Source organism: Actinosynnema sp. NPDC020468, assembly GCF_040642015.1.
GTDB lineage: Bacteria > Actinomycetota > Actinomycetes > Mycobacteriales > Pseudonocardiaceae > Actinosynnema.
The window spans coordinates 1-23,731 of record NZ_JBFAEO010000078.1 but is presented as its reverse complement, the minus strand read 5'-3'; the positions used below and the strand labels follow the sequence as shown (position 1 = coordinate 23,731).

The 23,731-nt window shown below is 72.3% G+C and carries 19 protein-coding genes and 3 pseudogenes; 2 read left to right on the top strand and 20 right to left on the bottom strand.

What is annotated here, in order from left to right; genetic code table 11:
- Window positions 1-49 precede the first annotated feature (49 nt).
- The 5 genes from AB0G50_RS34315 to AB0G50_RS34295 form a co-directional block, all read right to left on the bottom strand.
- Window positions 50-1,153, bottom strand: a complete 1,104-nt coding sequence (locus AB0G50_RS34315; protein ID WP_360117679.1) for a 3-dehydroquinate synthase II — start codon at window positions 1,151-1,153, stop codon at window positions 50-52.
- A gap of 86 nt (window positions 1,154-1,239) precedes the next feature.
- Window positions 1,240-2,067, bottom strand: coding sequence for a 2-amino-3,7-dideoxy-D-threo-hept-6-ulosonate synthase (locus AB0G50_RS34310; RefSeq protein WP_360117676.1), 828 nt, complete (start codon window positions 2,065-2,067; stop codon window positions 1,240-1,242).
- Between the two features lie 16 nt (window positions 2,068-2,083).
- A complete protein-coding gene (locus tag AB0G50_RS34305) occupies window positions 2,084-3,424 on the bottom strand; it encodes an aspartate kinase (RefSeq protein WP_360117673.1) in 1,341 nt (446 codons plus the stop codon).
- Window positions 3,425-3,573: 149 nt separating this feature from the next.
- Window positions 3,574-4,938: an MFS transporter gene (locus tag AB0G50_RS34300; protein WP_360117670.1), complete on the bottom strand. Its 1,365-nt coding sequence runs from the start codon at window positions 4,936-4,938 to the stop codon at window positions 3,574-3,576.
- A gap of 21 nt (window positions 4,939-4,959) precedes the next feature.
- The gene (locus AB0G50_RS34295; RefSeq protein WP_360117667.1) at window positions 4,960-6,339 is read right to left on the bottom strand and encodes an FAD-binding oxidoreductase; all 1,380 of its coding nucleotides are present in this window, start codon (window positions 6,337-6,339) and stop codon (window positions 4,960-4,962) included.
- 206 nt (window positions 6,340-6,545) lie between these two features.
- On the opposite strand from AB0G50_RS34295, the gene AB0G50_RS34290 reads away from it, so the two are divergent.
- Window positions 6,546-7,676: a helix-turn-helix transcriptional regulator gene (locus AB0G50_RS34290; RefSeq protein ID WP_360117664.1), complete on the top strand. Its 1,131-nt coding sequence runs from the start codon at window positions 6,546-6,548 to the stop codon at window positions 7,674-7,676.
- Window positions 7,677-7,722: 46 nt separating this feature from the next.
- Here AB0G50_RS34290 and AB0G50_RS34285 read toward each other — a convergent pair whose 3' ends face one another.
- The 8 genes and pseudogenes from AB0G50_RS34285 to AB0G50_RS34250 all read right to left on the bottom strand — a co-directional run bounded on the left by AB0G50_RS34285 (window position 7,723) and on the right by AB0G50_RS34250 (window position 13,319).
- Window positions 7,723-10,599: a M48 family metalloprotease gene (locus AB0G50_RS34285; RefSeq protein ID WP_360117661.1), complete on the bottom strand. Its 2,877-nt coding sequence runs from the start codon at window positions 10,597-10,599 to the stop codon at window positions 7,723-7,725.
- Window positions 10,596-11,042, bottom strand: coding sequence for a hypothetical protein (locus AB0G50_RS34280; protein ID WP_360117658.1), 447 nt, complete (start codon window positions 11,040-11,042; stop codon window positions 10,596-10,598). Before AB0G50_RS34280 ends, AB0G50_RS34285 begins: the two co-directional genes overlap by 4 nt.
- A gap of 191 nt (window positions 11,043-11,233) precedes the next feature.
- A complete protein-coding gene (locus AB0G50_RS34275; RefSeq protein WP_360117655.1) occupies window positions 11,234-11,704 on the bottom strand; it encodes a hypothetical protein in 471 nt (156 codons plus the stop codon).
- Window positions 11,705-11,806: 102 nt separating this feature from the next.
- Window positions 11,807-11,974: pseudogene (locus tag AB0G50_RS34270) on the bottom strand (PIN-like domain-containing protein); the annotation flags it as partial.
- Window positions 11,928-12,146: a hypothetical protein gene (locus tag AB0G50_RS34265; protein WP_360117652.1), complete on the bottom strand. Its 219-nt coding sequence runs from the start codon at window positions 12,144-12,146 to the stop codon at window positions 11,928-11,930. The gene AB0G50_RS34265 and the pseudogene AB0G50_RS34270, both read right to left, overlap by 47 nt.
- Window positions 12,147-12,269: 123 nt before the next feature.
- Complete coding sequence (locus AB0G50_RS34260; RefSeq protein ID WP_360117685.1) at window positions 12,270-12,464, bottom strand: hypothetical protein; 195 nt, start codon at window positions 12,462-12,464, stop codon at window positions 12,270-12,272.
- A pseudogene (locus tag AB0G50_RS34255) lies at window positions 12,465-12,563 on the bottom strand (helix-turn-helix transcriptional regulator); the annotation flags it as partial.
- 276 nt (window positions 12,564-12,839) lie between these two features.
- Window positions 12,840-13,319 carry a hypothetical protein gene (locus AB0G50_RS34250; RefSeq protein WP_360117682.1) on the bottom strand — a complete coding sequence of 160 codons (480 nt, stop codon included), beginning with the start codon at window positions 13,317-13,319 and terminating at the stop codon, window positions 12,840-12,842.
- Between AB0G50_RS34250 and AB0G50_RS34245 the strand changes: the two are divergent.
- Window positions 13,204-13,619 (top strand): annotated as a pseudogene (locus AB0G50_RS34245) (cupin domain-containing protein). The gene AB0G50_RS34250 and the pseudogene AB0G50_RS34245 overlap by 116 nt on opposite strands.
- Before the next feature lie 20 nt (window positions 13,620-13,639).
- Here the strand turns inward: AB0G50_RS34245 and AB0G50_RS34240 are convergent.
- The 7 genes from AB0G50_RS34240 to penM form a co-directional block, all read right to left on the bottom strand.
- Entirely contained in the window at window positions 13,640-15,643 is a 2,004-nt protein-coding gene (locus tag AB0G50_RS34240; protein ID WP_360117649.1) for an NACHT domain-containing protein, read from the bottom strand.
- A gap of 169 nt (window positions 15,644-15,812) precedes the next feature.
- A complete protein-coding gene (ptlD, locus tag AB0G50_RS34235; RefSeq protein WP_360117646.1) occupies window positions 15,813-16,712 on the bottom strand; it encodes a neopentalenolactone/pentalenolactone F synthase in 900 nt (299 codons plus the stop codon).
- A 31-nt stretch (window positions 16,713-16,743) separates the two neighbouring features.
- The gene (gene ptlE / locus AB0G50_RS34230) at window positions 16,744-18,558 is read right to left on the bottom strand and encodes a neopentalenolactone/pentalenolactone D synthase (RefSeq protein ID WP_360117643.1); all 1,815 of its coding nucleotides are present in this window, start codon (window positions 18,556-18,558) and stop codon (window positions 16,744-16,746) included.
- The gene (gene ptlF, locus AB0G50_RS34225; RefSeq protein ID WP_360117640.1) at window positions 18,516-19,343 is read right to left on the bottom strand and encodes a 1-deoxy-11-beta-hydroxypentalenate dehydrogenase; all 828 of its coding nucleotides are present in this window, start codon (window positions 19,341-19,343) and stop codon (window positions 18,516-18,518) included. The genes ptlE and ptlF overlap by 43 nt, the downstream gene beginning before the upstream one ends.
- A 98-nt stretch (window positions 19,344-19,441) precedes the next feature.
- A complete protein-coding gene (locus tag AB0G50_RS34220) occupies window positions 19,442-20,890 on the bottom strand; it encodes an MFS transporter (RefSeq protein ID WP_360117637.1) in 1,449 nt (482 codons plus the stop codon).
- A 53-nt stretch (window positions 20,891-20,943) separates the two neighbouring features.
- Window positions 20,944-21,795, bottom strand: coding sequence for a 1-deoxypentalenic acid 11-beta-hydroxylase (gene ptlH, locus AB0G50_RS34215; protein WP_360117634.1), 852 nt, complete (start codon window positions 21,793-21,795; stop codon window positions 20,944-20,946).
- A 129-nt stretch (window positions 21,796-21,924) separates the two neighbouring features.
- The gene (gene penM / locus AB0G50_RS34210; RefSeq protein WP_360117631.1) at window positions 21,925-23,121 is read right to left on the bottom strand and encodes a pentalenolactone synthase; all 1,197 of its coding nucleotides are present in this window, start codon (window positions 23,119-23,121) and stop codon (window positions 21,925-21,927) included.
- Window positions 23,122-23,731: the final 610 nt, after the last annotated feature.

The window sequence follows — 23,731 nt, the reverse complement described above, 5'->3', positions numbered from 1 at the left end:
TGAAAAAGGCCGAGCCACGAGGTCCTCCCGGCCGGCGCCCCGCGCGCGGTCACTTCTCCAGGCAGAACTCGTCGATCGGGTAGCCGACGTGCCGGTCCTGGCTGGGCAGGTACCCCAGCACGACGTCGCCGGGCCGCAGCTCGGTGCTGTTGAGCACCGCCGCGCCGGGACCCAGCACCCGCACGTGCCAGTCGTCCTGGAGGATCAGGTTGACCGCCTGGCCGTTGGCGGCCACCGCGTCGATGGAGATCAGCGGCCTGGACTCGATCTTGACCCGGCCGACGGTGACCATCCGGGTGCGCCCCTCGGTGTCCACCGCCATCACCTTGCTGCCCGCCTTGAGCTCGCTGAGGTAGTGCGTGCGCCCTTCCTTGGACAGCGTGTAGGAGTGGATGGCCCCGGCGTTGACGCGGAACGGCCGGGTCGGCATGTAGGGCAGCGGGTGGGTTTCGCTGACGCACAGGATCATGCCCTTGGAGTGCGAGCCGACCAGGATGCCCTCGTCCTTGCCCAGGTGGCTGCACGTGTCGACGCAGGCCCGCTCGCCCATGCCGATGTGGCTGGTGGCGGTGACGGTCAGCTCGACCATGTCCAGGTCCGCCGTGCCGCCGGCCGCGGCCGCCTTGACCGCGGTGACGTCGCCGACCGCCTTGGGCGCCAGCATGATGCCGTCCGAGCCGTGCTCGAGCACGCCGAAGATGATCTCGGCCTCCTCGACGTCGCCGGCGATGGTGATGTTGCGGCCGTCCGCGCCGGCCGCCGCCGCGAGCACGATCTCCAGCGGGATCTTCGTGGGGTCGCGGAACAGCAGCAGGCTCCACTTGTCCGACGCCGCGGCCTTGCACGCCACCTCCAGCGTGGGTGCGTCGACGATCTCCACGAACCGGCCGACCTCCACGTCGGGGTAGGTCAGGGCCACCTCGTGCGGGTCGCCGTGCTCGGCCGGGTCCACGATCAGCACGTCGGCCTCGCCGAGGTCCTCCGGCAGCGCGCGCCCCCGCGGGAAGAGCACCTTCGCCACGGTGGGCGGCAAACCCCCCAGGTCGGCGGGGTCCGCCGCGACGAGCCCGTCGGCCCGCTGGTGGACGGCCTCCTCCACGATCGCCTGCCGGGCCACGCCCAGGTCCCGGACGTCGACCCACACGAGCTTCATCTCGGAATTCCCGTTCACGGTCGTCCTGCCTCCTGACATCTCGTCGGTTCGCCACGTCGACCGGACGGTCGACGTGGTCACGCGGGTCATCGGCCGACCCCGGCCGCGACCTGGTGGGGCAGCGGTCGGGACTCGGGCTTGCGGTGCACCCGGGCGGAGATCCGCCGGGCGAGGGAGCCGGGGTCCGGCGCCTGGAACACGTTGCGCCCCACGGCCAGCCCGGCCACGCCGGAGGCCATGACCTCGTCCACGTAGGACAGCAGTTCCTCGGCGTCGTCGACCTTCGGGCCGCCGACCGCCAGGATCGGCAGCGGGCACCCGCGGACGATGTCGCTCATCTCCTCGATCGTCCCGGCGTACACGGTCTTGACGATGTCGGCGCCGAGGTCCACCGCGAGCGACGCGGCGTGCGCGACGAGCGCGGGGTCCCGCGGGTTGACGATCTTGGGCCCGCGCGGGTAGATCATCGCCAGCAGCGGCACGTTCCACCGGTCGCAGGCGTCGGCGACCGCGGCCATGTCGGCGATCTGCCCGGCCTCCTCGACCGAACCGAGGTTGACGTGCACGCTGACCGCGTCCGCGCCGAGCCGCAGCGCCTCCTCCACCCCGGCCACCAGGTACTTCGCGTTCGGGTCCGGCGCGTGCGCGGTGCTCGCGCTCAGGTGCACGACCAGCGAGGTCCGGGTGAACCGGTCGGGGTCGATGGTGCGCAGGTTTCCCTTGTGCAGCACCACGGCGTCCACCCGGTTGGCGGCCAGTTCGCCGACCAGGTCGTCCAGTCCGCGCGGCCCGGCGATCGGGCCGTCGGTGATCGAGTGGTCGAGTGGCACGACCAGCAGGCGGTCGTCGTCGTGGTGGTGCAGCCGCCGCATCCGCATCTTGCGCGCGAACGGTTCGTTGAGCGTCGTGGTCATGGTGGTCTCCTCTCGGTCAGGCCGGGACGGTCGAGCCGTGGGCCGCGGGCGAGATGCCCCGCCCCAGGCCGAACCGCTCGTGCAGCAGCCGGACCGCGGTCGGCACGTCGGCGTCCGGCACCGCCGCGCACACGCGCGACTGCGAGGCGGAGACGGAGCGGACCGGGATCCCGGCGGCGGTGAGGCAGGACAGCATCGTGGCGGCGTTCTCGGGTCGGTTGAGCAGGCCGGTGCCCACGATGGACACCTTGCCGGTGTCCTCGCGCACGTCCACCTGCCCGCTGCGGCGCACCGCCAGGCTGCCCAGCGCCTCGCCGATCAGCGGCACGTCGCCCGCGCGCACGGTCAGGCCGATCCGCGCCGTGCCGGCGAGCTTGCGGGACACCGTCACCATGTCGACCGGGACGGCGAACCGGGCCAGCAGCCGGAAAACCTCCTCCAGCGCCTCGCTGCCGTCGTCGGGGAACCGGAAGTCGACGTGCGCGACGTCGTTGTCGTGCACCACCGCCGCGACGGTGGACGTGGTCTCGAGCATGGCTGCCCTGCCTCCTCTGGTGATGACGGTGCCGATCTCGCCGGTGGCCGACCGTCCGACGTGGATCGCGACGCCGCACACGGCGGCCAGCTCGACCGCGCGGGAGTGCATGACTTTGGCTCCCGCGAAGGACATCTCGGTCATCACGTCGACGTCGACGGCCGGCAGGACGCACGGTCGGGCGACCACGCGCGGGTCGGCGGTGTAGACGCCGTCGACGTCGCTGTAGATCTCGCAGTGCCCCACGCCCAGGGCGGCGGCCAGCGCGACGGCCGTGGTGTCCGAACCGCCGCGGCCCAGGGTGACGACGTCGCCGTCGGTGTTGACGCCCTGGAAACCGGCGAGGACCACGAGCCGTCCCTCGGCGCACAGCCGGGTGACGCGGTCGGTGTCCACCGAGACGATCCGGCCGGCGCCGTGCTGGCCGGTGGCCTTGATCCCGGCCTGCGCGCCGGACAACGAGATCGCCGGCACGCCGCGTTCCTGGAGGGCCAGCGCGAGCAGGGCGGCCGAGGCGCACTCGCCGGTGGCGAGCAGCTGGTCGAGCTCGCGGCCGGCCGATCGGGAACTGATCTCGGCCGCCATCGCCAGCAGGATGTCGGTGGTGTCCCCGCGAGCGGAGACGACCACGACCATCGGTCGTCCCGCGCGGTGCAGCCGGTCGAGCCGTTCGGCCACCCCGCGGATCAGCTTGCACGTGGCCAGCGAGCTGCCCCCGTACTTGTGCACCAGCGTGCCGCCGCGCGGCCGGGTGACCGCCGGGGACGCCGTCGCGGCAACAGGTGTCGTGGTGCTGCCCAGTGCCACTGTCCTCACCTCCACTCTTGGGACGCTGTGCGTGAACCCAGCATCGGGAGGCGTTGTATCGGCGGCATTTCACGGCTGTTTCACGGCATTGTGCCGCCGTGCAGGCGAATTCGGCCCCGGCACGACGTGCCGGGGCCGAACGGTCCACTGTGGATCGCGTGTGGTCAGTCGGTGCCGCGCCGACCCGCCGCGGCCGCGATCACGGCCCCCGCCAAGGGGAGCAGGGCGATCGGCAGCAGCGCGTGCGGCACGCCCAGCGACAGCGACAGCGCCCCGGCCACCGCGGAACCGATGGCGCCGCCGGTGACGTGGGTCAGCTGGAGCAGACCGGTCGCCGCGCCGCGCAGCGCGGGCGGCGCGGTCGCCGACACCTTGGCGATCAGCAGCGCCTGGGAGACGCCGAACGCGACGAGTCCAACCGCCACCGCGGTGATGGTCGCCGCGACGGCGCCCGCCGTGAGCGCGGTGCCCACCAGCGCGGCGGCGAACAGCACGCCGACGAGGGCCAGCAGCCGGTAGCCGCCCACCTTGGCGCTCATCCGACCGGCCAACCGGGACAGCGCCGCGCCGAGCACCGCGGGCGGCAGCAGCACCAGGCCGGTGCCCAGCACGGTCCACCCGTGGTCGCGCACCAGGATCTGCGGCGCGGCGAACAGGATCGCGTACAGGCCGCCGAACGCGCCGAAGCCGATCAGCGCGGCGACGCGGAACGCCGGCACCGCGACGACCTCCCGCGGCACGAAACCCGCCGGCCGGTTGCGCGTCCACAGCGCGAGCCCCGCCGCGGCGAGCACGGTGACCACCGCGGTCACGACCACCACGACCGCGGGCAGCACCAGGGTCTTGGCCTGGATCAGCACCAGGACCCCGGCCGCGGTGACCACCAGCAGGGCCGCGCCGAGGATGTCGACCGGCTTGCCGGAGCGCTCCGAGCGCGCGGTGGCGAGCCGCAGGCACAGCAGGACGCCGACCAGCGACAGCGCGGGCAGCGCCAGGGTCAGCCGCCACGACAGCGCGGAGGTCACCAGGCCGCCGACGATCGTCCCGCTGCCGACGAAGGCCGACATCGTCGCCGCCATCGTCGCCAGCACCGTGCCGCGGTCGGAGTCCGGCCACGTCGCGCCCAGGAACAGCGCGGAGGCGGTCATCGCGCCCGCGCCGGCGCCCAGCACCAGCCGACCCGCGATCAGCACGCCGACGTCGGGCGCGAGCAGGCAGGCCAGGACGCCGACGAGGATCAGCGCGGCGCCGATGACCAGGGTGCGCGGCACGCCGCGCGCGTCGGACAGCCTGCCGAACAGCGCCGTGCAGCTGCCCTGGGTGAGGGCGTAGGCGGCGAGCAGCCAGGCCGTCGCCGACGGGTTCACGTGCAGGGCGGTCGCGGCGTCGGGCAGCGCGAGGCTGCCCGCCGAGACGCCGAACACCATGGGGCCGATCAGCAGCCCCAGCCGGACGCCGGTCAGCGCGGCGCCCGGCCGGCGGGCCGGTTCGGTGGTGGTGCGGTTCGAGGGGGGTTCGGTCCTGGTCATCGTGGTCACCGGTCCCGGGTGTCAGTGGGTCTGCGGGGGGATGTTGTGGTTGACCCGGAACAGGTTCCGCGGGTCGTGGACGGCCTTGACCCGGCGCAGCGCGTCGAACGTCGCCGCGTCGTAGGCGTCCCGGGTCAGCTCGGCGGTGTCCGGTCCGCTGAGGAAGTTGACGTACCGGCGACCGGTGCCCCACGGCCGCAGCGCGGCGAACAGCTCCGGTCCGATCCCGTCGTCGTCCGGTGGGGACAGCGTCGTCAGGCAGAAGGCGGCGTCGCGGTTGCCGACCGCGTTCGGCCGGCGCGGCGGGCGGCCCAGCGCGCCGCCGAGCTGGCGGATCTCGACCATCGGGTCGCGGCACTCCGACCCGGGGCCCACCAGCGCGAGCAGCGCGTCCAGCGCGGTGTCGTCGAGGTCGCGCAGCAGGATGTTGCGCTCGTGGTAGGCGACCGGCACGGTGGTGTCCTCGTGGATCCGCGCGACCGCCGAGTAGGGCATCTCGGCGACCGAGTCGATCAGCGCCGGCGCCACCCCGCGCAACGGGGCGACGAGCCGTTCCCCCTGCCGCGCCGAACCGAGGTGGGCGATCCGCACGTGGGCGGTGAGCCTGCCGCGCAGCGGCTCGGGTACGTCGGGCACCGCGGGCAGCCGCAGCAGCGCGATCGAGGACGTCGTCTCGTCGTCCAGCCCGTCGGCCCAGCGCCGCCACGTCCGCAGCACCTCCGGCGCGTGCTCGCCCGCGAAGTACAGGCCACCGCCGTACAGCCGGGACACCGGCGCGAGCTCGAACTCCAGCGCGGTGACCACGCCGAAGTTGCCCTTGCCGCCGAGCAGCGCCCGGAACAGGTCCGGCTCGCGCAGGTCGGACACCTCGTGCAGGTGCCCGTCCGCGGTGACCACCTCGATGCCGCGCACGTGGTCGGCGGCGTAGCCGTACTTGCGGCCCAGGGGTCCCATGCCGCCGCCGAGCGTGTACCCGACCACGCCCACCAGCGGCGAGGAGCCGTTGAGCGGTGCCAGGCCGAACGCCGCCGCCTCGTGGACGACCTGCTCCCAGCGCACGCCCGCCTCGACGCGCGCCAGCCGGGTGTGCGGGTCGACCTGCACGCCGGTCATCCGACGGGTGCTGATCAGCAGCGCGCCGTCGGCGGGCAGGCTGACCCCGTGCCCGGTGGCCTGCACGGCCACCGGCAGGTCGTGCGCGGCGGCGTGCCGTACCGCGGCCAGGACGTCGGCGACGCCCGTGGCGCCCACGACGATCGCCGGGTGGTGCCGCACCATCAGGTTGAACGTCGCGCACTCGGCCTCGTACCCCGGCGAGCCGGGGTGCAGGACCGGGCCGCGGACCCGCTCCGCGAGCGCCGGTGCTCCGGGCGGGCGGACCGCGGTGTCGTGGACTCGCATCGCATCCTCCTGGCGGGGTGGCCGTCGCTGTGGTCGACACCCACGATCGCGCCGGACGCCGTCCGGTCCCATCCCGCGACGCGGGGGTTCCCGGGCACCGGCACCCCCCGCGATTGAGGGAGGGCGCGCGTACCGCCGCGGCGGGATACTCGGGTGATACGGCGTGCCGCGCACACTCGTGGCCACCGGGAGAGACGAGGTGCGGCATGGGAAGGCCGACGGCGTTACACCGGTTGCGGGCCAGGGAGGAGCTGCTGGCCGGTGCCGACCGGGCAGGCGACGTCCTCGACCTGTTCGCCGAGGTGTCGCCCCGGTTGCGCCGGGTGGTGCCGTTCTCGGCCGCCGTCTGGCGGGCCACCGATCCGATGACCGGCCTGATGACCGCGCCCATCCGGGTGGAGAACCTCGAGGAGGACGGCTGCGCGGTGTTCTGGGAGAGCGAACTGCTCTCCGAGAGCGTCAACCCGTTCCACGAGGTGGCCAGGATGCCCGTGCCGGCGGCCGGCCTGCGGGAGACCACCGGCGACCTGCCCGGCCGCAGCGCGCTCTTCCGGCAGTACATGCGCCCGCGTGGCCTCGACGACGAGTTGCGCACCGTCCTGCGCACCGCCGCCGGCCACCCGTGGGGCACCGTGAGCCTGTTCCGCGAGCAGGGCGGGATGCCGTTCACGCCGGCCGACATCGAGTTCCTGGCCGGCCTGTCGGCGCCGCTGGCGCACCGCCTGCGGTCCTACGCCCAGCCGGTTCCCGCGGTGCCGACCGACGTCGTGCCCGGCCCCGGTCTGCTGCTGTTCGACCCGGCGGGCGCGCTGCTGTCGGCCAACGACGACGCCCGCCGCCACCTCGCGCAGATCGCGGACGGGCCCGCGGTGCCGACCCGGCTGGGGCTGCGGCTTCCCGCGTGGGTCCACGGGGTCCTGGTGCGCGCCCGCGCGATCGCCGAGGGCCGGGACCGGGGCAGCGCTCGGGTGCGCGTCCACACCCGCGCCAACACCTGGCTCCAGTGCCACGCCTCGTGCCTGACCGACGCCGACGGCTCGCTGGGGCAGACGGCGATGGTGGTCGACGCGGCCAACCCCTCGGAGGTGGCGCCGATCCTGTTCGCCGCCTACGAGTTGTCCGAGCGGGAACTCGAGATCACCCAGTTCGTCGCGCGCGGCCTGGGCACCGGCGAGATCGCGGGGAAGCTGTTCCTGTCGCCGCACACCGTCCGCGACCACATCAAGGCGGTGTTCGACAAGACCCGGGTGTCCAGCCGGGGTGAGCTGGTGGCGAAGCTGTTCACCGAGCACTACGAGCCCCTGGGCACCGATCGCGTGGTGCGCGTCGACGGGTGATCCCGCGCCGCCTCGACGTTTTTCCGCCCGCCGCGACCCGCCGTGACTACAGGGAGGCGACGACGGTGTCCACCACGTCCTCCGCGAGCCGGTCCAGCCTGTCGGTCGTGGACCGCGGCGGCGGGGTGTGGCCGCGGCCCCAGAAGACGCCGACGTCGATCACGTTGTGCCCGGTCAGGGCGATGTGGTGGTGGACGGTGGTCACCACGGTGAAGTCCCGGATCCTGCCGGTCAGGGTCAAGGCGCGGCGCCTGGTGTCGAACGGGGTGTCGGGTGCCGCCCGGGGAACCCAGGAACCGTCGACACTCCCGCCGTCGTACGGGGCGGACGCCTCTCGGAAGTTCGCGCACGCGCGGGTCATCCCGTCGATCCCCGACAAGTCGGTCCACGGGGTCGCGTAGGAGGTCACCGTGACGCTGAGGGTCACGCCCAACGGGATTCCCCGCGCGAGGAACTCGTAGCCTCGTTCGGACGCCGCGGTGCGGTCCATCGCCTTCTCGGCCGCGGTGAACCGGCCGACCTCGTCGGCGCAGGTCGCGGGATCGGTGGCGGTGCGCTCCGAGTCCGGCACGGGGACCACTCGCGCCGTGGGCGGCAACAGCGCCGGCAGGCGGTCCAGGGCGGCGTTCGCGGCGGCGTCGTCGAGCGGGTGGCCGTGCTCACGACCCGAAGGCGGCGCGTGCGGCAGGTCGGGGATCTCGGAGGCGCCGATCAGGGTTTCGGCGTGGTCGAAGTCGCGGCCGTCGACGGTCACCCGGGACAGGCTCCCGGTGAGCAGGGCCGCGGTCAGCAGGGCCACGGCCCCGACGGTGCTCCCGGTCCACCAGCCGACCCGACGCCGAACACCGTGCCGCGCCGGCAGCCTCGTCACCAGGGCGACCAGGGGCAGCAACACGAGTGACGAGAACGCGAACAGCCACCCGGGCGACCGCAGGGTTTGGTCGACCAGGCTCGACTGCCTGCCGGTGCCCGCGAGTCCGAGCACGACGTACTGGACGCCGCCCGCCAGGCAGGTGGCGAGCAGCCCGCCGAGCACGGCTTCCGGCAGCGGGGCCGGTGGTCGCCGCCGTTCGGCGAGCAGCACGACGGCGGTGGCGACCAGCCCCGCGAACGCGCAGATCCACCAGCGTTCGTAGACCATCACCGCCTGGGCGGTGAGCTCTCGGCCGTCGTGGGCACGCGTCAGCCACGACAACGACGCCCCGACGCCTCCGGTGACGGCCGCCACCGGCACCACGACGAGGCTCACCACCCCGACCCGGGGCGGCCGGGTCCGCAGGACGAGCAGGACGAGCCCGGCCAGGATCACCGGGCCCAGGTACCGCCACGGCTGCGCCGCCCCGAGGCCCAGCAGATCGACTCGCACCGCCGCGACGTCGCGCAGCGTCGTCATGGACGAGTCCACCAGGGCGGTGGCCGCGCCGGCGGCCGCCGTCAGGGCCGCGGCCGCGGTGATCGTGGCGGCCACCGCGGCGAGCCGTCCTCGACGTCCGTCCGAGCGGGTGGCGAGACCGGCCGCGATCCCCGTGGTCAGGACGACGACGGCCGTCGTGGCGACGGCCAGGGCGGCGGCCAGCAGCAGCAGGTTGCGCCCGTAGAACGACACGACGATCTGCGTCGCCCCGGGCGGTTTGACGCAGTAGCCCACCACGAGACCGAGCACCGCGCCGGTTCGAGGCGCTGCCCATCGAGGGGCGCTCAGGGCCGCGCGTCGCGTCCACGGTGGGATCATCACGGCGGCCCACAGCAGGGCCGCCACGGCCAGGGACACGGTCTCCGGGAGCTTCGAGAAGTCCTCGACGTGCCCGAGCAGGTCACCCAGCACGGCGTCGAGGCCGTGGTAGAGCCGCATGGCCACGACCCCGGTGACCGCGGCGAAGAGGAAGCCGCCGTGGCCGGGGCTCCAGTCGCCGGGGCCCGCGTCGAGTCGTTCGGTGGTCGTCGGGTGGGTGGCGAACGCCTTCCGCAGGGCGGTGGTGGCTCGTGCCCGTACCCCTGTTCGCACCACCGGTCGCCGGCTGGTGAGCATCGCCTGGAGAGCCGTCGGGTCGCCCGTCGCCTCGACCGCGTGGCGATCGGCCGCGAACTCGCGTCGACGGAGCAGCGCGGCTCGGAGCACCAGCACGGACACGGCGCTGATCACGGCGACGACCAACGACAGGCCGTGGAGGCTCCACAGCGCTTCCGACGACGTCAGCAGCGGGGTGATCGTGACGAGGAGCGCCGGGACGGCGAGCCACCCGGTCCACCAGACGGCCGAGGCCCACGTGACGTCGCGGGAACGGACGTGGCCCAGCTCGTGGAGCGCCACGGCGTCGAACGCGGCCTGGTCGGTGTGGGAGTAGGAGAGGGGGACGACCACTCGAGGCGGTGTTCCCGGTAACGCCGTGGTGAAGGCCTCCCTCACCCCGGTCGCGGGCGGCGCGATCACCAGGTGCGGGCGGGCGCGGCCGACGAGACCCTCCTTGTCGCACAACGTGGTGAACCGCTCGGTCAGCCGCCGCGCGGCGTCGGCCGGCACGTCCGCGACCCGCGAGGGCCTGAGCCTCCACCGGATCAGCGCGCCGCCCAGGAGCACGAGCGACCAGGCCGCGAGGAGCAGTGCCGCCGCGCCCGCGAGGGTGACGACGGTGAGCAGCCGGTGGGAGTCCCGCACGCACGCGGTGAAGAGGTCCTCGGCGAACACCAGCACCTCGGGCGGCGTGTCGACCGAGATCCCCTCGCCCGCCAGGCACACCGCGATCGCCCGGGAGTCGCCGACGTCGTGCGCGGTGAAGAACGCCTCACCCGCGCCCGCCCCGGTGGTGGCCAGGGCGACGAACACCACCGCGTAGACCCACCACGAACCACCGCGCACGGGCGGCCGGCCCGGGGGAGTACCGGCGTCGTCCTGGTCGACACCGGCCGGAGCGGTGGCGGTCACCCGCGGCCGCCGTCGGCCGCGCCGCGGAGGACACCGACCACCGCGTCGGCCAGCATCGCGGCCTCCGGCTCCGTCAAGCCCAGCGTCATCCCGTGCGCGACGCACGCGGCACGGGCGTCTTCGATCCGACTCGCGTCCAGCACGACCCGGGTCGACGGCTTCGGCTGCCCACGCCGCCGCCACCACCGCCTCCGCTGGAGGTGGGCGAATGCCGAGGCGCCCCACACCTGGGCGATGGTGCCGGTCAACAGCGGGAAGATCACGTCGGTCAGCACGTCGGGCGGTGACCCGGAGCCGACCGCGCCCCCGGACCAGTCCCAGGGTCGCCGAGTGCCGCCGACTCCCCGTTCCCGCGCGACGACGACCAGTTCGAGGTATTCCGACTGTTCCGGAGCGATCCGGCGCACCACCTCGCGTGCCAGGTCGGCGATTGTCGGGTTCACCGGCGCCTTCGACGTATTTCCTGCGTCATCGTGGTGTGCTGTCTCCGTCATCCGGTCATCCGATCTTCGCCGCTGAACCCGCTCTCCACTCGCCGACTAGGTCGGAGTGACCGGCGGAACCATTACAGCGGCGGGTCGACCGGAAGTCGTACGACGAAAAGAATCGACTCCGAGACGGTCGGGCAGTGGTCCTACGGCGCCTGGTTGGCGCGTCGTAGCTCGTCGAGCAATGGGGGTACCTCGTCGGGCACGCTGAAGTAGGAGGTTTTCACCCCGCCCGGATAGTGGGCGACGAAGATCGGCGGTACGCCCAGTGGCACGACGCCGTTGCGCTGGAGGAGTTCGGTCAGCCTGCGGAACGGTCGGGTGAAGGCGCGCAGCATCCGGTCGTCGTCGTGTGCGCCGAGCACGTACACCTCTTCCGGGGTGACCCAGCCGCCACGATCCGGGGTTGCAAGCCGCAGGGCGTTCGCCTGTGCCGGTGCCTCGGCATCCAGCCGGTCCAGCAGCGCGGCGACGGCGTCGAGCGTCCACGTCGCGGTGCTCGCGCCGTCCTCGATGTCCTCGACGCCCTCGGTGACGCGTTCGGCATCCAGCGACGACTCCTGGTCGACCTCGACCTCCAGCACGGAGGCTCGGCTGAGCAGGTCCGCCGGTCGCATCAAGAAAAGTCGACGTCCGCTCAACCGGTGGAACTCCAGCGTCAGTCCCGGGCGTGGCCCGATGAACTCGGACTGCCGGCGCCACCACCAGTCCTCTTTTTCGTCGCGGGTCACGATGATCAGGTCCCGGTCCCGCGCCTGCGCGTACCGGGTCGCCTGGTACCGGACGAGGTAGTCGCCGGCGGCGCCGTCAACTGCGTCGGTGCCCTCCTTCCGCGCGTCCTTAAAGCCGGGTGGTTGCTCGGCTTCGACGCGCCGGTTGGACGCCAGAACTCCCGAAGGGCCTGGTGGGGAACTCGATCAGGTTCTTCGAAGTCTGGTACCGGAAACGGTAGAGGTCGAGCAGCACGTTGGCGTCGACGGCGACGACCGCCTCGCGGAGCGCCGTGTCGAGTTCGTCCGCGGACGCGATCCTGTACCCCGCGAACTCGCCGTCGTACAAGCCGTTCATCGTGGAGGCGCGACGTTTCCCCGTCGGTCCGATCAGGTCGGACAGCCGGTGTACAGCCGTCAGATCGCCTCGAAGGCCGCGGCGTGTTACCCGGCTGCCTGTCGGCGCGATTTCCTACGGAAGCACGGCAACGCGAAGGGCGGGAGCCCGGGAGTGGGCGGCGGCGTTGTACCCGGTGGCCAGTTCCCCGAGGAAGGCTCCGGCCGCAGCCGGGTACGCGCGGATCAGCTCACGAAGTCGGTCCTGCTCCAGTTCGGACAGCAGTCGTTCGTAGCTCCTGACGTAGTAGGTCACGACGCCGGACTCCATGTTCGACACCGTCGCCTGACTCAGCCCCAACTTGTCCGCAATTTCACCCTGGGTGAACCCGAGTTTTACGCGGCGATTTCTCGTACTTGAATCGGTCACGAACTTCCTCCTTATTCTTGGCGGTTGGCCGCGAGTTTCCGACCTGCGGTCATGTCTGCACGAGGGTGCGCGTGGCGCAGGAGGAAGCCCTGCTGGGAAGTCGTATTGGTGTGCAGAGGGGCACGGTTGACCCCGGTATGGTCAAAGGTTAAACCGGGCGCGGGGCGATACGCAACGGGCAAGGGCATTTCGTTGTTCGACGGGTGAGGCGACTGGTGGATCCGGGTGTCGCGAAAGCCCTTGCCGCGCCGGCCGACACGGCCGCCCGCGCGGTGGTCAGGTCGACCAGTGCCCGGCGGCGGCGGCCGAGGTGGTGAAGGCGGTGAAGTCCCTCGGTGGGCGGCCGAGTGCGCGCTGCACGCCGTCCGAGACGTGGCTGTCCAGGCCGCGGCGGACGGCGGTGAGGGCGGCCGCGGAGGCCTCGGCGTCCTGGTGCGGCCAACCCTGGTCGACCAGTTCGGCGACGAGGTCCGCCTCCGGGACCGACGTGCAGGTGATCGTGCGGCCGGTCGCGGCCGAGAGCGCGGTGGCGGCGTCGGCGAAGGTCAGGGGGTGGGGGCCGGAGAGTTCGTAGGTTTCGCCGGCGTGGCCGTCCTCGGTCAGCGTGACCCTCGTCAGCGTGCTGCGCGGGCGGGCCTGGGTGGTGACGGGCCGGGAGGTGGTCGGGATCGGTCCCGGTGACGTCGCGGTGGTGCGCGGTCCCGAGCCGTACACGGTGGCCGAGGAACCGGGCACACCGCCGGATCGCGTGATCACCCAGGACGACTCCTGCGACCGCACCAGGGACACCGGGCCGGGATCAGCGAGCGGTTGCCGGGCGCGCTGCCCAGGGTGCTGGTGGTTCGCGACGAGGACTGCCCGTACCCGGTGCTGGGACTGGTCGCGGCCGAGGCGGAGGTGGCGCGGCCCGGTCGGCAGGCGGTGTCGGACCGGCTGCTCGACCTGGCCTTCGTCTCGACGCTGCGGGCGTGGTTCGACCGGCGGGACCGACGTGCCGCCGTGGTACCGCCCCACCGGCCCGCGCCCGGGCTGATCGCGGGACGGGCCGGCGCGTGACTCGCGGAACGCGGTGGTGATCATCCACCGGTGTGGGTACGCGCGAGGTGCTCCTGGAGCTTGCGGTGCCGGAACTGGTAGACGGCTCCCTGTTGGCGCAGCACGCCCCGTGCGTGCGCCTCCTCGAGGAACGCGATCCACCGCCACGGCGCCCGCCGCGTCAGCGCCCACCACGGGCGGGTCATCATCGTCCACCGGCCCCACGCCGTGGTGGCGAGGCCGCGGCGCAGGGACAGCCAGGAGGCGGCGACCATGCCGAACACCACGGCGCCGGTCAGGGTGAGGTCGACCAGCGTGGCCGTGGTGTGGAAGAGCGCGATCGTGGGAGTCGTCAGGGCGGTGAGGAACACGGTCTTCGCCACGGCCTGGAGCGTCGCCGTGCGCCGGTCCAGGGCCAACAGCCTGGTGGACGTGGGGACCGACCGGACGTCGGTCGGGGTCTGCAACTGCGGCATGAACCACTGGAGGGGCAGGACGATCAGCAGTGCGCACAACAGGATGCCGAGCGGTGGTGTTCCGTTCCGCGACAGGCTGATGTAGCCCACGCTGAAGACGTGGTTCGCGGACAGGAACGTCTGCGTGGACTCCGGTCTGCCGCGGAACCTCGGGCGTCCCCACCGCGTCCGGGACGGCGCGATCGGTCCGATGCTCTCCTGTTCCCCGAGCGCACCGCGCGCAGAGGCGGCCAGCAGCGCCGCGAGACCCGCGAAGAGGGCGATGTCGCCGATCCCCGGACCGGTGCGCGTGCCGGTGACCGCGACCAGGGCCGCCGACAACCCGAGCACGACGAGGACCTCCGACACCGCGATCGCGGAGATCCACAGCCGGCGCAGGCGCGCGGGGACGGCGGTTCCCAGCTGCCACCACGCCAGGTCCTGCGTGCCGGTGTCGGTCAGGTGCCGTGCCGCGGCGGAGAGGTGCCGCAGGACCCGGTCGACGTCCCGTCGCGGTTCGCCCGCGCCCGACCGGAAGGCCGCCGGGACGAAGCTGGAGAACAGGTGGTCCTCCAGCACCTCGCGGGTGGCGAACCGGGTGGTGTCCAGCAGTTCCGACGGGTCCTCGCCCGACGTGTCGCTGTAGGCGGTCCGGGCGAGCGACACCATCAGCGGTGTGGTCAGCAGCGCGGCGAGAGCGGCGGTGGCCCGGTCGTGCGGCCTGCTCCGCAGGCGTTCGAGGACCGGGTCCCACGCGGTGGCGCCGCCCTCGGAGGTTTTGCGCGTGGTGAGCGGGAGGTAGCCGATCACGTCGTCCAAGGCCAGGTCCACGAGGTGGACGCACGCCGCCCTGGTCAGCACGTCGGCCTTGCCGACCGCGGCCGCGTACTCGTCGGCCCGGCTGGTGATCACGACCGGGGCGGAGGTGGCGTTGAGCTCCTCCAGCACGGCCGCGCGGATCGGCGCCGCGATCTCGTCCAGGCCGTCCAGCACGGGCAGGACGCGTCGCGCGTCGACCAGCGCGGCGGCCAACGACTTCCCCGTGGGCCCGCGGCGGGCCAACGCCGGGTAGTCCCGGACGAGCCCGTCCACGAGCCAGGTGCGCAACGACGTGCCGGTCGAGTCCCACCCGCCCAGGTTCACCAGCACGGGCACCGGCTCGCCGGGTTCGCGGGTGTCGAGCAGGTCGAGCACCAGCCGCACGGCCGCGGACGTCTTGCCGATCCCGGCTCTGCCGAGCACGACCAGGCGCCCCGACGGGAGCCCGCGGTAGAAGGCGGTGATCTCGTCCAGTTCGCCACCGAGGTCCGCGAGCGTCCCGGCCGGTGTGCGCGCGACGTTGGCCCAGTGGTCGCTCAGCCGCTCGTCGGCCGGTCGCCACCGCGTCCGCAGCGGGAACGGATCGTGCAGGCGTCTGCGTGATTCCTCTTCGCGCCACTGGGTTTCCGCCGCGTGCGCGAGCAGGTCCGCGGTGTCCGCCAGGAGTTCGGTGAACCCTCGCGCGGACTGGTTGACCACGCTGATCGACCCCGTGACGTCACCGGTCTGGATCAGGGTGCCGCGCACGACGGCGAGTACCTTGTTGCGCACCGAATCGCGCTTTCGCCCGGACAGTTGTGCCCCCCGTGTTCCGTGGTGAGGCGCACGCTAGAGCGTCATCGGGCAGGCCGGCCCGCAATTCTGCGCGCCGGTGCCGGGAACGCGCCGGGACGGCCCGCTCGGACGAGCGGACCGTCCCGGTCGACGGGCGAGGAGCCGGCTACGCGGTGACCGCGGCGCGCCACGGCGCGGTCGGGTCGTCGAAGATGCTGACGACCTGGCGCATGATGCGGCGTTCGGCGGGGTCGAAGGGTTGTTTGGCGTGGACGGTGCCCAGTTGGTCCCACATGACGATGTCGCCCGGCTGCCAGGTGTGGGCGTAGGTGTGGGCCGGGTTTCCCGCGTGGGAGAGGAGTTCGTCCAGCAGGGCGCGGCTGTCGTCCGGGGTGAGGTCCACGATGCGCTTGGTGTTGAGGGTGCTGATGTAGACCGACTGGCGGCCCGTGCGCGGGTTGCGGGCGATCAGCGGGTGGATGGTGGAGGTGCCGTCCTCCGGCTGGATCCGCGCCTGCGCGTCGCCCAGGGAGACCTCGCCCTGGAGTTCCTCCTCGATGGTCTCCTCGTAGCCGGTGCGCAGGGCGTGGCGGACGCGGTAGGTGTGCAGGCGGGCGCGCAGTTCGGGGGACAGGGACTCGTACAGGGCGTACATGTCGGTGAACAGGGTTTCGCCGCCGCCGGAGGACGGGACCTCCACCGCCTCCAGGAAGCCGACCTGGGACACCCTGGGGCGGAAGGAGTAGTCGGTGTGCCACCCCATCCAGTCGGCGTCGCCGACGCCGATCTTGTGGCCGTTCTCGACCAGGTTGGAGACGATCAGGATTTCGTTGTGGTCGGGGTGGGCGCCGCTCGTGAGACCGGTTTTCGGGATGTGGCCGAAGTGCCTGCCGAAGGCCAGGAACTCCTCGTAGGACGGGGTTTCGTGGCCGCGGAAGACCAGTACCAGGTGTGCGTCGAGCGCCGCCCAGATCTCCGCGGACCGGGTGCTGTCCAGGTCGCCGGTGACGTGGGCGCCGTGCACGACGGCGCCGAGAGCGGCGCCGGGTATCGGCGTGACGTTCATGGGCGTTGCCGCCTTTCGCAGGAGGGTGGGGTCAGCGCAGGTCCAGGCCGGCCAGGTCGCCCGCCTCGCGCCAGCGCCTGAGGATGTTCACGAACTCGACCGAGCCGCCGCCGTAGCTGGAGTTGAGCAGCGGCAGGCCGCCCGGGTCGCCCTCGTTGTTGTAGAGGCCGGGCGTGCAGTTCTCGAGGAAGTCGATGTCGTTGCTGGCCAACCGGAGGATCTCCTCGACCCAGTCCTTCTCGCCCGCCTCGGAGGCCTCCACGACCCGGTGGCCGCGCTCCTCGACGGACTTGACGATGTGCGCGAGGTGCCGGGTCTGCTCGCCCAGCATGTAGGCGATGTTGACGTGCCTGCCCGCCTGGACCTTGGACAGGATGAAGCAGTTGGGGAAGCCGTTCACCTGGAGCCCGTGCAGGGTGCGCGCACCGTCCGCCCACTTCTCGGACAGCTTCACGCCGTCGCGGCCGACGATGTCGTAGCCGGCGCGGTCGGTGTAGGGGACGGCGAACTCGTGCTCGTAGCCGGTGGCGAACACCAGGCAGTCGACCGGGTACTCCCGGCCGTTCGCGACCACCCCGGTCGGCGTCAGCCGTTCCACGCCGCGCCCCTCGGTGTCCACCAGGGTCACGTTGGGGCGGTTGAAGGTGTGCAGGTACTCGTCGTGGAAGCACGGCCGCTTGCAGTACACGCGGTAGTACGGCTTGAGCGCGGCGGCCGTCGCGGGATCGGTGACCACGCTGTCGATCCGGGCGCGCAACTCCTCCATCTTGAGGAAGTCCGCCCGTTCGGCCGCGAGCGCCCGCTCCCTCGGGTCGCCGCCGGTGTCGCCGGTGGGCAGGATCGCGGCCGCCAGCTTGGCCGTGGTCTGCGTCCAGCGGTCCTGCACGAGGTCGACGTCCTGCGGCACGCCGGAGGTGAGCGCGTGGAAGTTCTCCATCCGGCGCTGCTGCCAGCCCGGTTCCAGGCTCTCCGCCCAGTCGGGCGGGGTGGGCCGGTTGCCCCGGACGTCGACCGCGGCGGGCGTGCGCTGGAACAGCACGAGCTGCTCGGCCCACTCGGCCAGGTGCGGTGCGAGCTGGATGGTGGTCGAGCCGGTGCCGATGACGCCGACCTTCTTGTCCCGCAACCCGGTCAGGCCGCCGGTGCTGTCGCCGCCGGTGTAGTCGAAGTCCCAGCGGCTGGTGTGGAAGGAGTGCCCGGCGAACGTGTCCAGACCCGGCAGCCCGGGCAGTTTGGGCCGGTGCATCAGGCCGATCGACATGGCCACGTACCGGGCCCGGACCAGGTCGCCGCGGTCGGTGCTCACGAGCCACCGCTCGGCGGCCTCGTCCCAGCGCAGCCCGGTGACGGTGGTCTGGAAGAGGGCGTCGCGGTAGAGGTCGTACCGGTGGGCGATCCGCTGGAGGTGGGCGAAGATCTCGGGTCCGGTGGAGTACTTCTCCGTCGGCACCGTGCCGATCTCCTCGAGCAGCGGCATGTAGACGTAGCTCTCGACGTCGCACCGCACGCCCGGGAAGCGGTTCCAGTACCAGGTTCCGCCGACGTCGCCCGCCTCGTCGATCAGCCGGATGCGGTCCAGGCCGGTCTCCTCGCGCAGCCGGGCGCCGGTCAGTAGACCGCCGATGCCGGCGCCGACGATCGCGACGTCCACCTCGTCGGTGAGCGGCTCGCGCTCGCGCCGCTCGGTGTAGGGGTCACGCGCGTAGCGGCCGAAGTCGCCGCGCGCGAACTGGTAGGTGCGCCCGGCGGTGCGCTTGTCGCGTTCCCGCCGGTACTTCTCCCGCACCGCTTCCAGATCGATGGTCAGTGCTTCGTCGCCACGGTCGTCGCGTTCGGCGCGGACCACAGCTCCTCCTCGGGGGAAGGGGACGGAAGGGGGACATGACGCCACACGTCCTCGAACTGGTCGCGCAGCCGGAGCGGGGCGTCGGAGTTGCTGAAGAGGTAGAAGCGGTCCGAGCCGAGGGCGTCCCACACCAGTTCGGCGACGTGCTCGGCGCTCACCGTGGTGTCGCCGCCCGCGCCGCGCGGGACGCTCAACCCCCGGACCATGGGTGTGTCGACGCGGCCGGGGCACAGCACCGACACCCGGACCGCGGTGCCGCGCAGGTCGGCGCGCAGGCTGCGGGCGACCGCGAGGTCGGCGTGCTTCGAGGCGGCGTAGGCGGCACTGCCCGCGCCGACGACGAAGGCGGACATCGAGGCGGTGTGCACCAGGTGCGCGGGCCCGCCGCGGTCGAGCAGCCGGGGCACGAAGGCGCGGGCCACCAGGACGTGCGCCCAGTGGTTCACCTCGAACACCTGCCGCATCCGCTCGAGCGGCACCTCCCACAGCGGCTGCCCCACGGGACCGAGGACACCGGCGTTGTTGCACACCACGTCGACGTCGCCGAGCACCTCGAACGCGGTGTCCGCCAACCGTTCGACGGCGTCCGGGTCGGTCAGGTCGGCGGTCACCGCGGTGACCTGGGCGCCGCCGTCGGTGAGGTCGGCGGCCCGGCGCCGCAGTTCCTCGCCGTCCACGTCCGCCATCACCACCGCCGCTCCGGCCCGGGCGAAACGGGTGCTGAGGGCGAGGCCGATGCCGCCGGCCGCGCCGGTCACCACCGCTGTCCTCGTCTGGAACCGCATGGGGCTGCTCCGCTCCTGCGCGCGGGCACGCCGAAGGACGACGCGCCGTGGCCGACGTGAAGGTCTGGGTCGGGTCGCGCCGTCGCGGGGCGCGGGTGTCAGCGGGGGTCGGGCAGCTTGAGGCTGATCACCAGGACGATGGCCGTGAAGCACAACAACAGGGCGAGGACCAGGACGGCCGCCGTCTCCGTCGACAGCAGGCCGGCCAGCGACACGTAGAGCGATCCGCCGATGGTGGCGCCCAGCGCGGTCGCCATCTGCTGGCTGGTCACCAGCACGCCGCTGCCCATGCCGGCCTGCGCGGGCGGCACGTCGGCGAGGATCGTCCGGAACAGCGTCGGTCCGGTCAGCGCCGCGCCCACGCCGAACAGGCCGATCCCGACGAGCACGAGCACCAGGGACGGGTGCGGCCAGCCGAGGCCCATCACCAGTGCCAGCAACAACAATCCCGCGCCCTGGACGACCGCGCCCAGGGTGACGATCCGCCGGCCGATCGCCGCCGCGATCCTCGGGGTGAACAGCGCCACCACGAAGAACGCCACCGCGAACGGCGTCAGCCCCGCGCCGGAGGCGAGCCCGTCGAAACCGAAGTGGCCCTGCGCGATCAGGGCGTAGACGAACAGGAACGCGCCGAAGCTGGCCGAGAACGGCACCATCGCCGCCAGGCCCTTGCGCATACCCGGGTAGGACAGCACCGACGGGGACAGCAGCGGCGAGCCGCCCCGCGCCTCCAACCGGCGTTCGGTCCGCGCCAGCGCCAGCGCGCCCGCCGCGGCCACCACGAGCAGCGACCACAGCCACAGCGGCCAGCCCAGGTCCGGACCCGCCACGACGAGGGTCAGCAGGCAGACCATGGTGACACCGAACAGCACGGTGCCCAGCGGGTCGAAGCCCGGCTTCTTGTCGGCCCTGGTCGCCGGCACGCGCCGGACCAGGAGCAGCGCGGCGACGCCGATCGGCACGTTGATCGCGAAGACCGAGCGCCAGCCGATGCCGCCGACGTCCAGCGACACCAACAACCCGCCCAGGATCTGCCCGACGACCATGCCCAGCGCCGCGGTCGCGCCGTACAGGCCGATCGCCCTGGCGCGCTCGCGGCCCGCGGTGGCCGCCTGGATCGTCGCCAGCACCTGCGGCACGAGCATCGCGGCGGCGGCGCCCTGGAGCAGCCGGGCCACCACGAGGAACTCGATCGTCGGCGCGAGACCGCACAGCGCCGAGGTGGCGGTGAACGCGGCCAGTCCCCAGGAGTACAACCGCCTCCGGCCGAAGGCGTCGCCGAGCCGTCCGCCCAGCACCAGGCCCAGCGCGTAGGTGAGGCCGTAGCCGGACACCACCAACTCCAGCGCGGCGGCGCCGCCGTGGAGGTCGGCGCTGATGGAGTTCAGCGCCACGTTGACGATGGAGGCGTCCACGATGGACAGCGCGTAGCCGACGAGCACCACCACGAGGGCGAGCCCTCCGAGCCCCGCGGCGGCCGGTGTCGCGGTGGCCGAGGGCTCCGCGTCGGGCGCCTTCAGAGGGGCGAGGCCCTCGCGTTTCGTCATGTGCTGCCTACCCGGGCGTCGTGGGGGAACGGTGGTGGAACTGCTCGAGACGTCTACTCGCTGGTGGCGGGGGTGCCGGTGATCTTCGACAGGACGCCCTTGGACGGGTCCTTCGCGGACTCCGTCCAGGGGGTCAGGGCGTTGAACCCGCGGTGCGAGGTGGCCGGCTGCACGCGGGTGTCCATCGACATCCGCATGCCCGCCGGGTTCGCCGAGACGTTCGGAATGGACTTGTGGCAGGTGAAGGCGTGGAACAGGAGCAGGTCGCCCGGCTCCATGGGCGAGAACAGCAGTTGCTCGTCCGGGCCGAACTCCTCCGCCGGGATGCCGCGCACGGCGTGGCCGAAGCGGCGGAAGTTCTCGGTGAGGACGTGCTCGCGCGGGCCCTTCCGGTGGCTGCCGTCGGCGATGGCGACGCCGCCGATGCCGCGGGACGTCGCGAGCAGCGGCAGCCAGGCGGTGCGGAAGTCCTTGTTCGGTCCGATGTAGAAGCCGTCCTGGTGCAGCGGCGTCAGGAAGCTCGGCTCGGCGGAGCCCGCGGCGGAGGGGTAGTAGCGGATCGTCGTGGACTTGAAGACGAAGACGGGCTCGCCGAAGACCTTCTCCCAGACCTCGACGGTCTTCGGGTGGTTCCACAGGGCGTCGTACTCGACGTGCTCGTGCATCGCCACCTCGTCGACCGCCTCGAAGGACTCGATGGTGAGGGTGTCCAGCGTGGTGCCGGTGGCGGCGTGGCCGAGTGTAATCAGGCCCTCGAGCATCTGCTCGGCGGCGGTCCGCACGAGGTCGCGGTCCAGGACACCTCGCAAGTAGAGGTAACCGTGTTCGTCGTAGAACTTGTGGAGGGCCTCGTGGTCGTCCAGAAGAGGGGCGGAGTCGACGTAATCGCTGAAAGTGTCCGTCATGGTTCCTCGGTCCTCGTGACGTCTGTGCGTGGGAAAAGGAGCGGCGAACATCCGGGCGGCCGACGGCTTCTGCTGCGCGTTATGACGAGGAAAAAGTGGACAGTGGTGTGCCTGTCCGGACAGTGCGACTCAAAAGGTCACGGGTATTTCGTCGAATCCACCGGTGATCCGGTGCTCCTGCCAGCGCACCGACTCCTCGGGCACCGCCAGGCGCAGGTTCGGAAATCGCTGGAACAGCCGCTCGAACACCGCGGTCAGCTCGATCCGGGCCAGCGTGCGGCCGACGCAGTGCCGGATGCCGTACCCGAACGCCAGGTGCGACCTGGGCTTGCGGCGGGACAGGTCGAGCAGGTCGCTGTCGGGGTAGGCGCGGTCGTCGTAGTTGGCCGCGCCGATGGCCAGCATCACCGCGTCGCCGGTCCGGATCACCGTCTTGCCGACGGTGATGTCGCCGTGCGCGTAGCGGGGGATCAGCGCGTTGGACCCCTTGCCGCCGACGCCCAGGCGCAGGATCTCCTCGACCGCGGCCGGCGCGAGGGCCGGGTTCGCGACCAGCTGCGCGCGCTGGACCGGGTTGCGCAGCAGCAGCAACGTCCCGAGGTCGATGCGCACGATGGTGGTCTCGTAGCCGAACAGCAGCACCGCGTTGCCCAGCTGGGCGATGTAGGCGTCGGACAGCGCGCCGTCCTGCTCGGCGATCAGCTCGGACAGGATGTCGTCGCCCGGCTCGACCCGCTTGCGCGCCACCAGTTCGGTGATGTAGTCGACGACCTGCTGGAAGGTGCTGGCCGAGTGCCGGTCGTCGCTCTGGTCGAACGTGCCCCTCGCCCACTGCCCGAACCGCTCGCGGTCGGCCAGCGGCACGCCGAGCAGGTCGCAGACCACCATCGTCGGCAACGGGAAGGACAGCGCGCTGTGCAGGTCGACCGGCGGCGAGGTGACCGCCAGCCGGTCGAGCAGCTCGTCCACGTGCTGCTCGATGCGGGTTTTCATCCGGCGCATCCGGCCGGTGGAGAACAGCGGCACGAGCAACTGGCGCATCTGCGTGTGCCGCGGGGTTTCGGTGTCGAAGTCGTCGCCTGCCATCAGCGCGACCATGGTGGCCCTGGCCGTGTTCTTGGCCGAGGGTTCCGGGTTGGGGTTGCTGAGGCCGAGTCTTCGGTCGGCGAGCAGGGTCCTGACCTCGGCGTAGCGGGTGACCAGCCAGGCGTCTTCGCCGGCGGTGCTGACCCGGGTGATCGGCCCCTCCTGCTGTAGTGCGCGCATCCGGGGCGCGATGCCGAGCATGTCGGGGTTATCGAACGGTAACCTCGGAAGCTCCGTCATGCTTCCATGCTGGCAGCTGCGGGATTTTGTGTCAACGCGAATGAGTCGGTGGTTACACGGGTCCGATCGGCGTGTGCGGACTGTTAAGGCGGGCGCATGTGCGTACTACGTCCGGGGGATTGCGGTGCGATTATCGGGCATTGGTGAGAAATGGCGGTCCGCCGGTTTGGGGCGGATCGCGCGGCGGTGCGGAGCGGCGGCGCGTCCGGTGTGGACGGTCGGGTGCGCACGGACCGGAAACCGTGTGCTGCCAAGGGAAGCAGCTCCCGGTCGGTGGGGGTGGGCCCGACGGGTACCGGTCGCGTGCAGGTGCGCGACCGGGTGCGGAAAGGGCGCGTCGCACGTCGTGCGGATCGTCTCGCGACGTGCCGCGCGGAACCGTTTTCCGCGCACGACGAATAAACCCCGGGAGGCCGCCGGACGGCCGTCCGTCAAGGTCGCGAAGGTGATTCCAGCGGCGCGCGGGTGGGCGCAGCAGTGGTCGGTCAGGGCAATTTCGGCCCTTTCGGGGTAATGGTGAAGGTCGGTCGCGCCCGGGTATTCCGGCGTGGCCGGCGGCGACCGATTCCCGCCTCGCGCGGGCGCGCGTCGAGGGCGGGGCGGCGGGAGG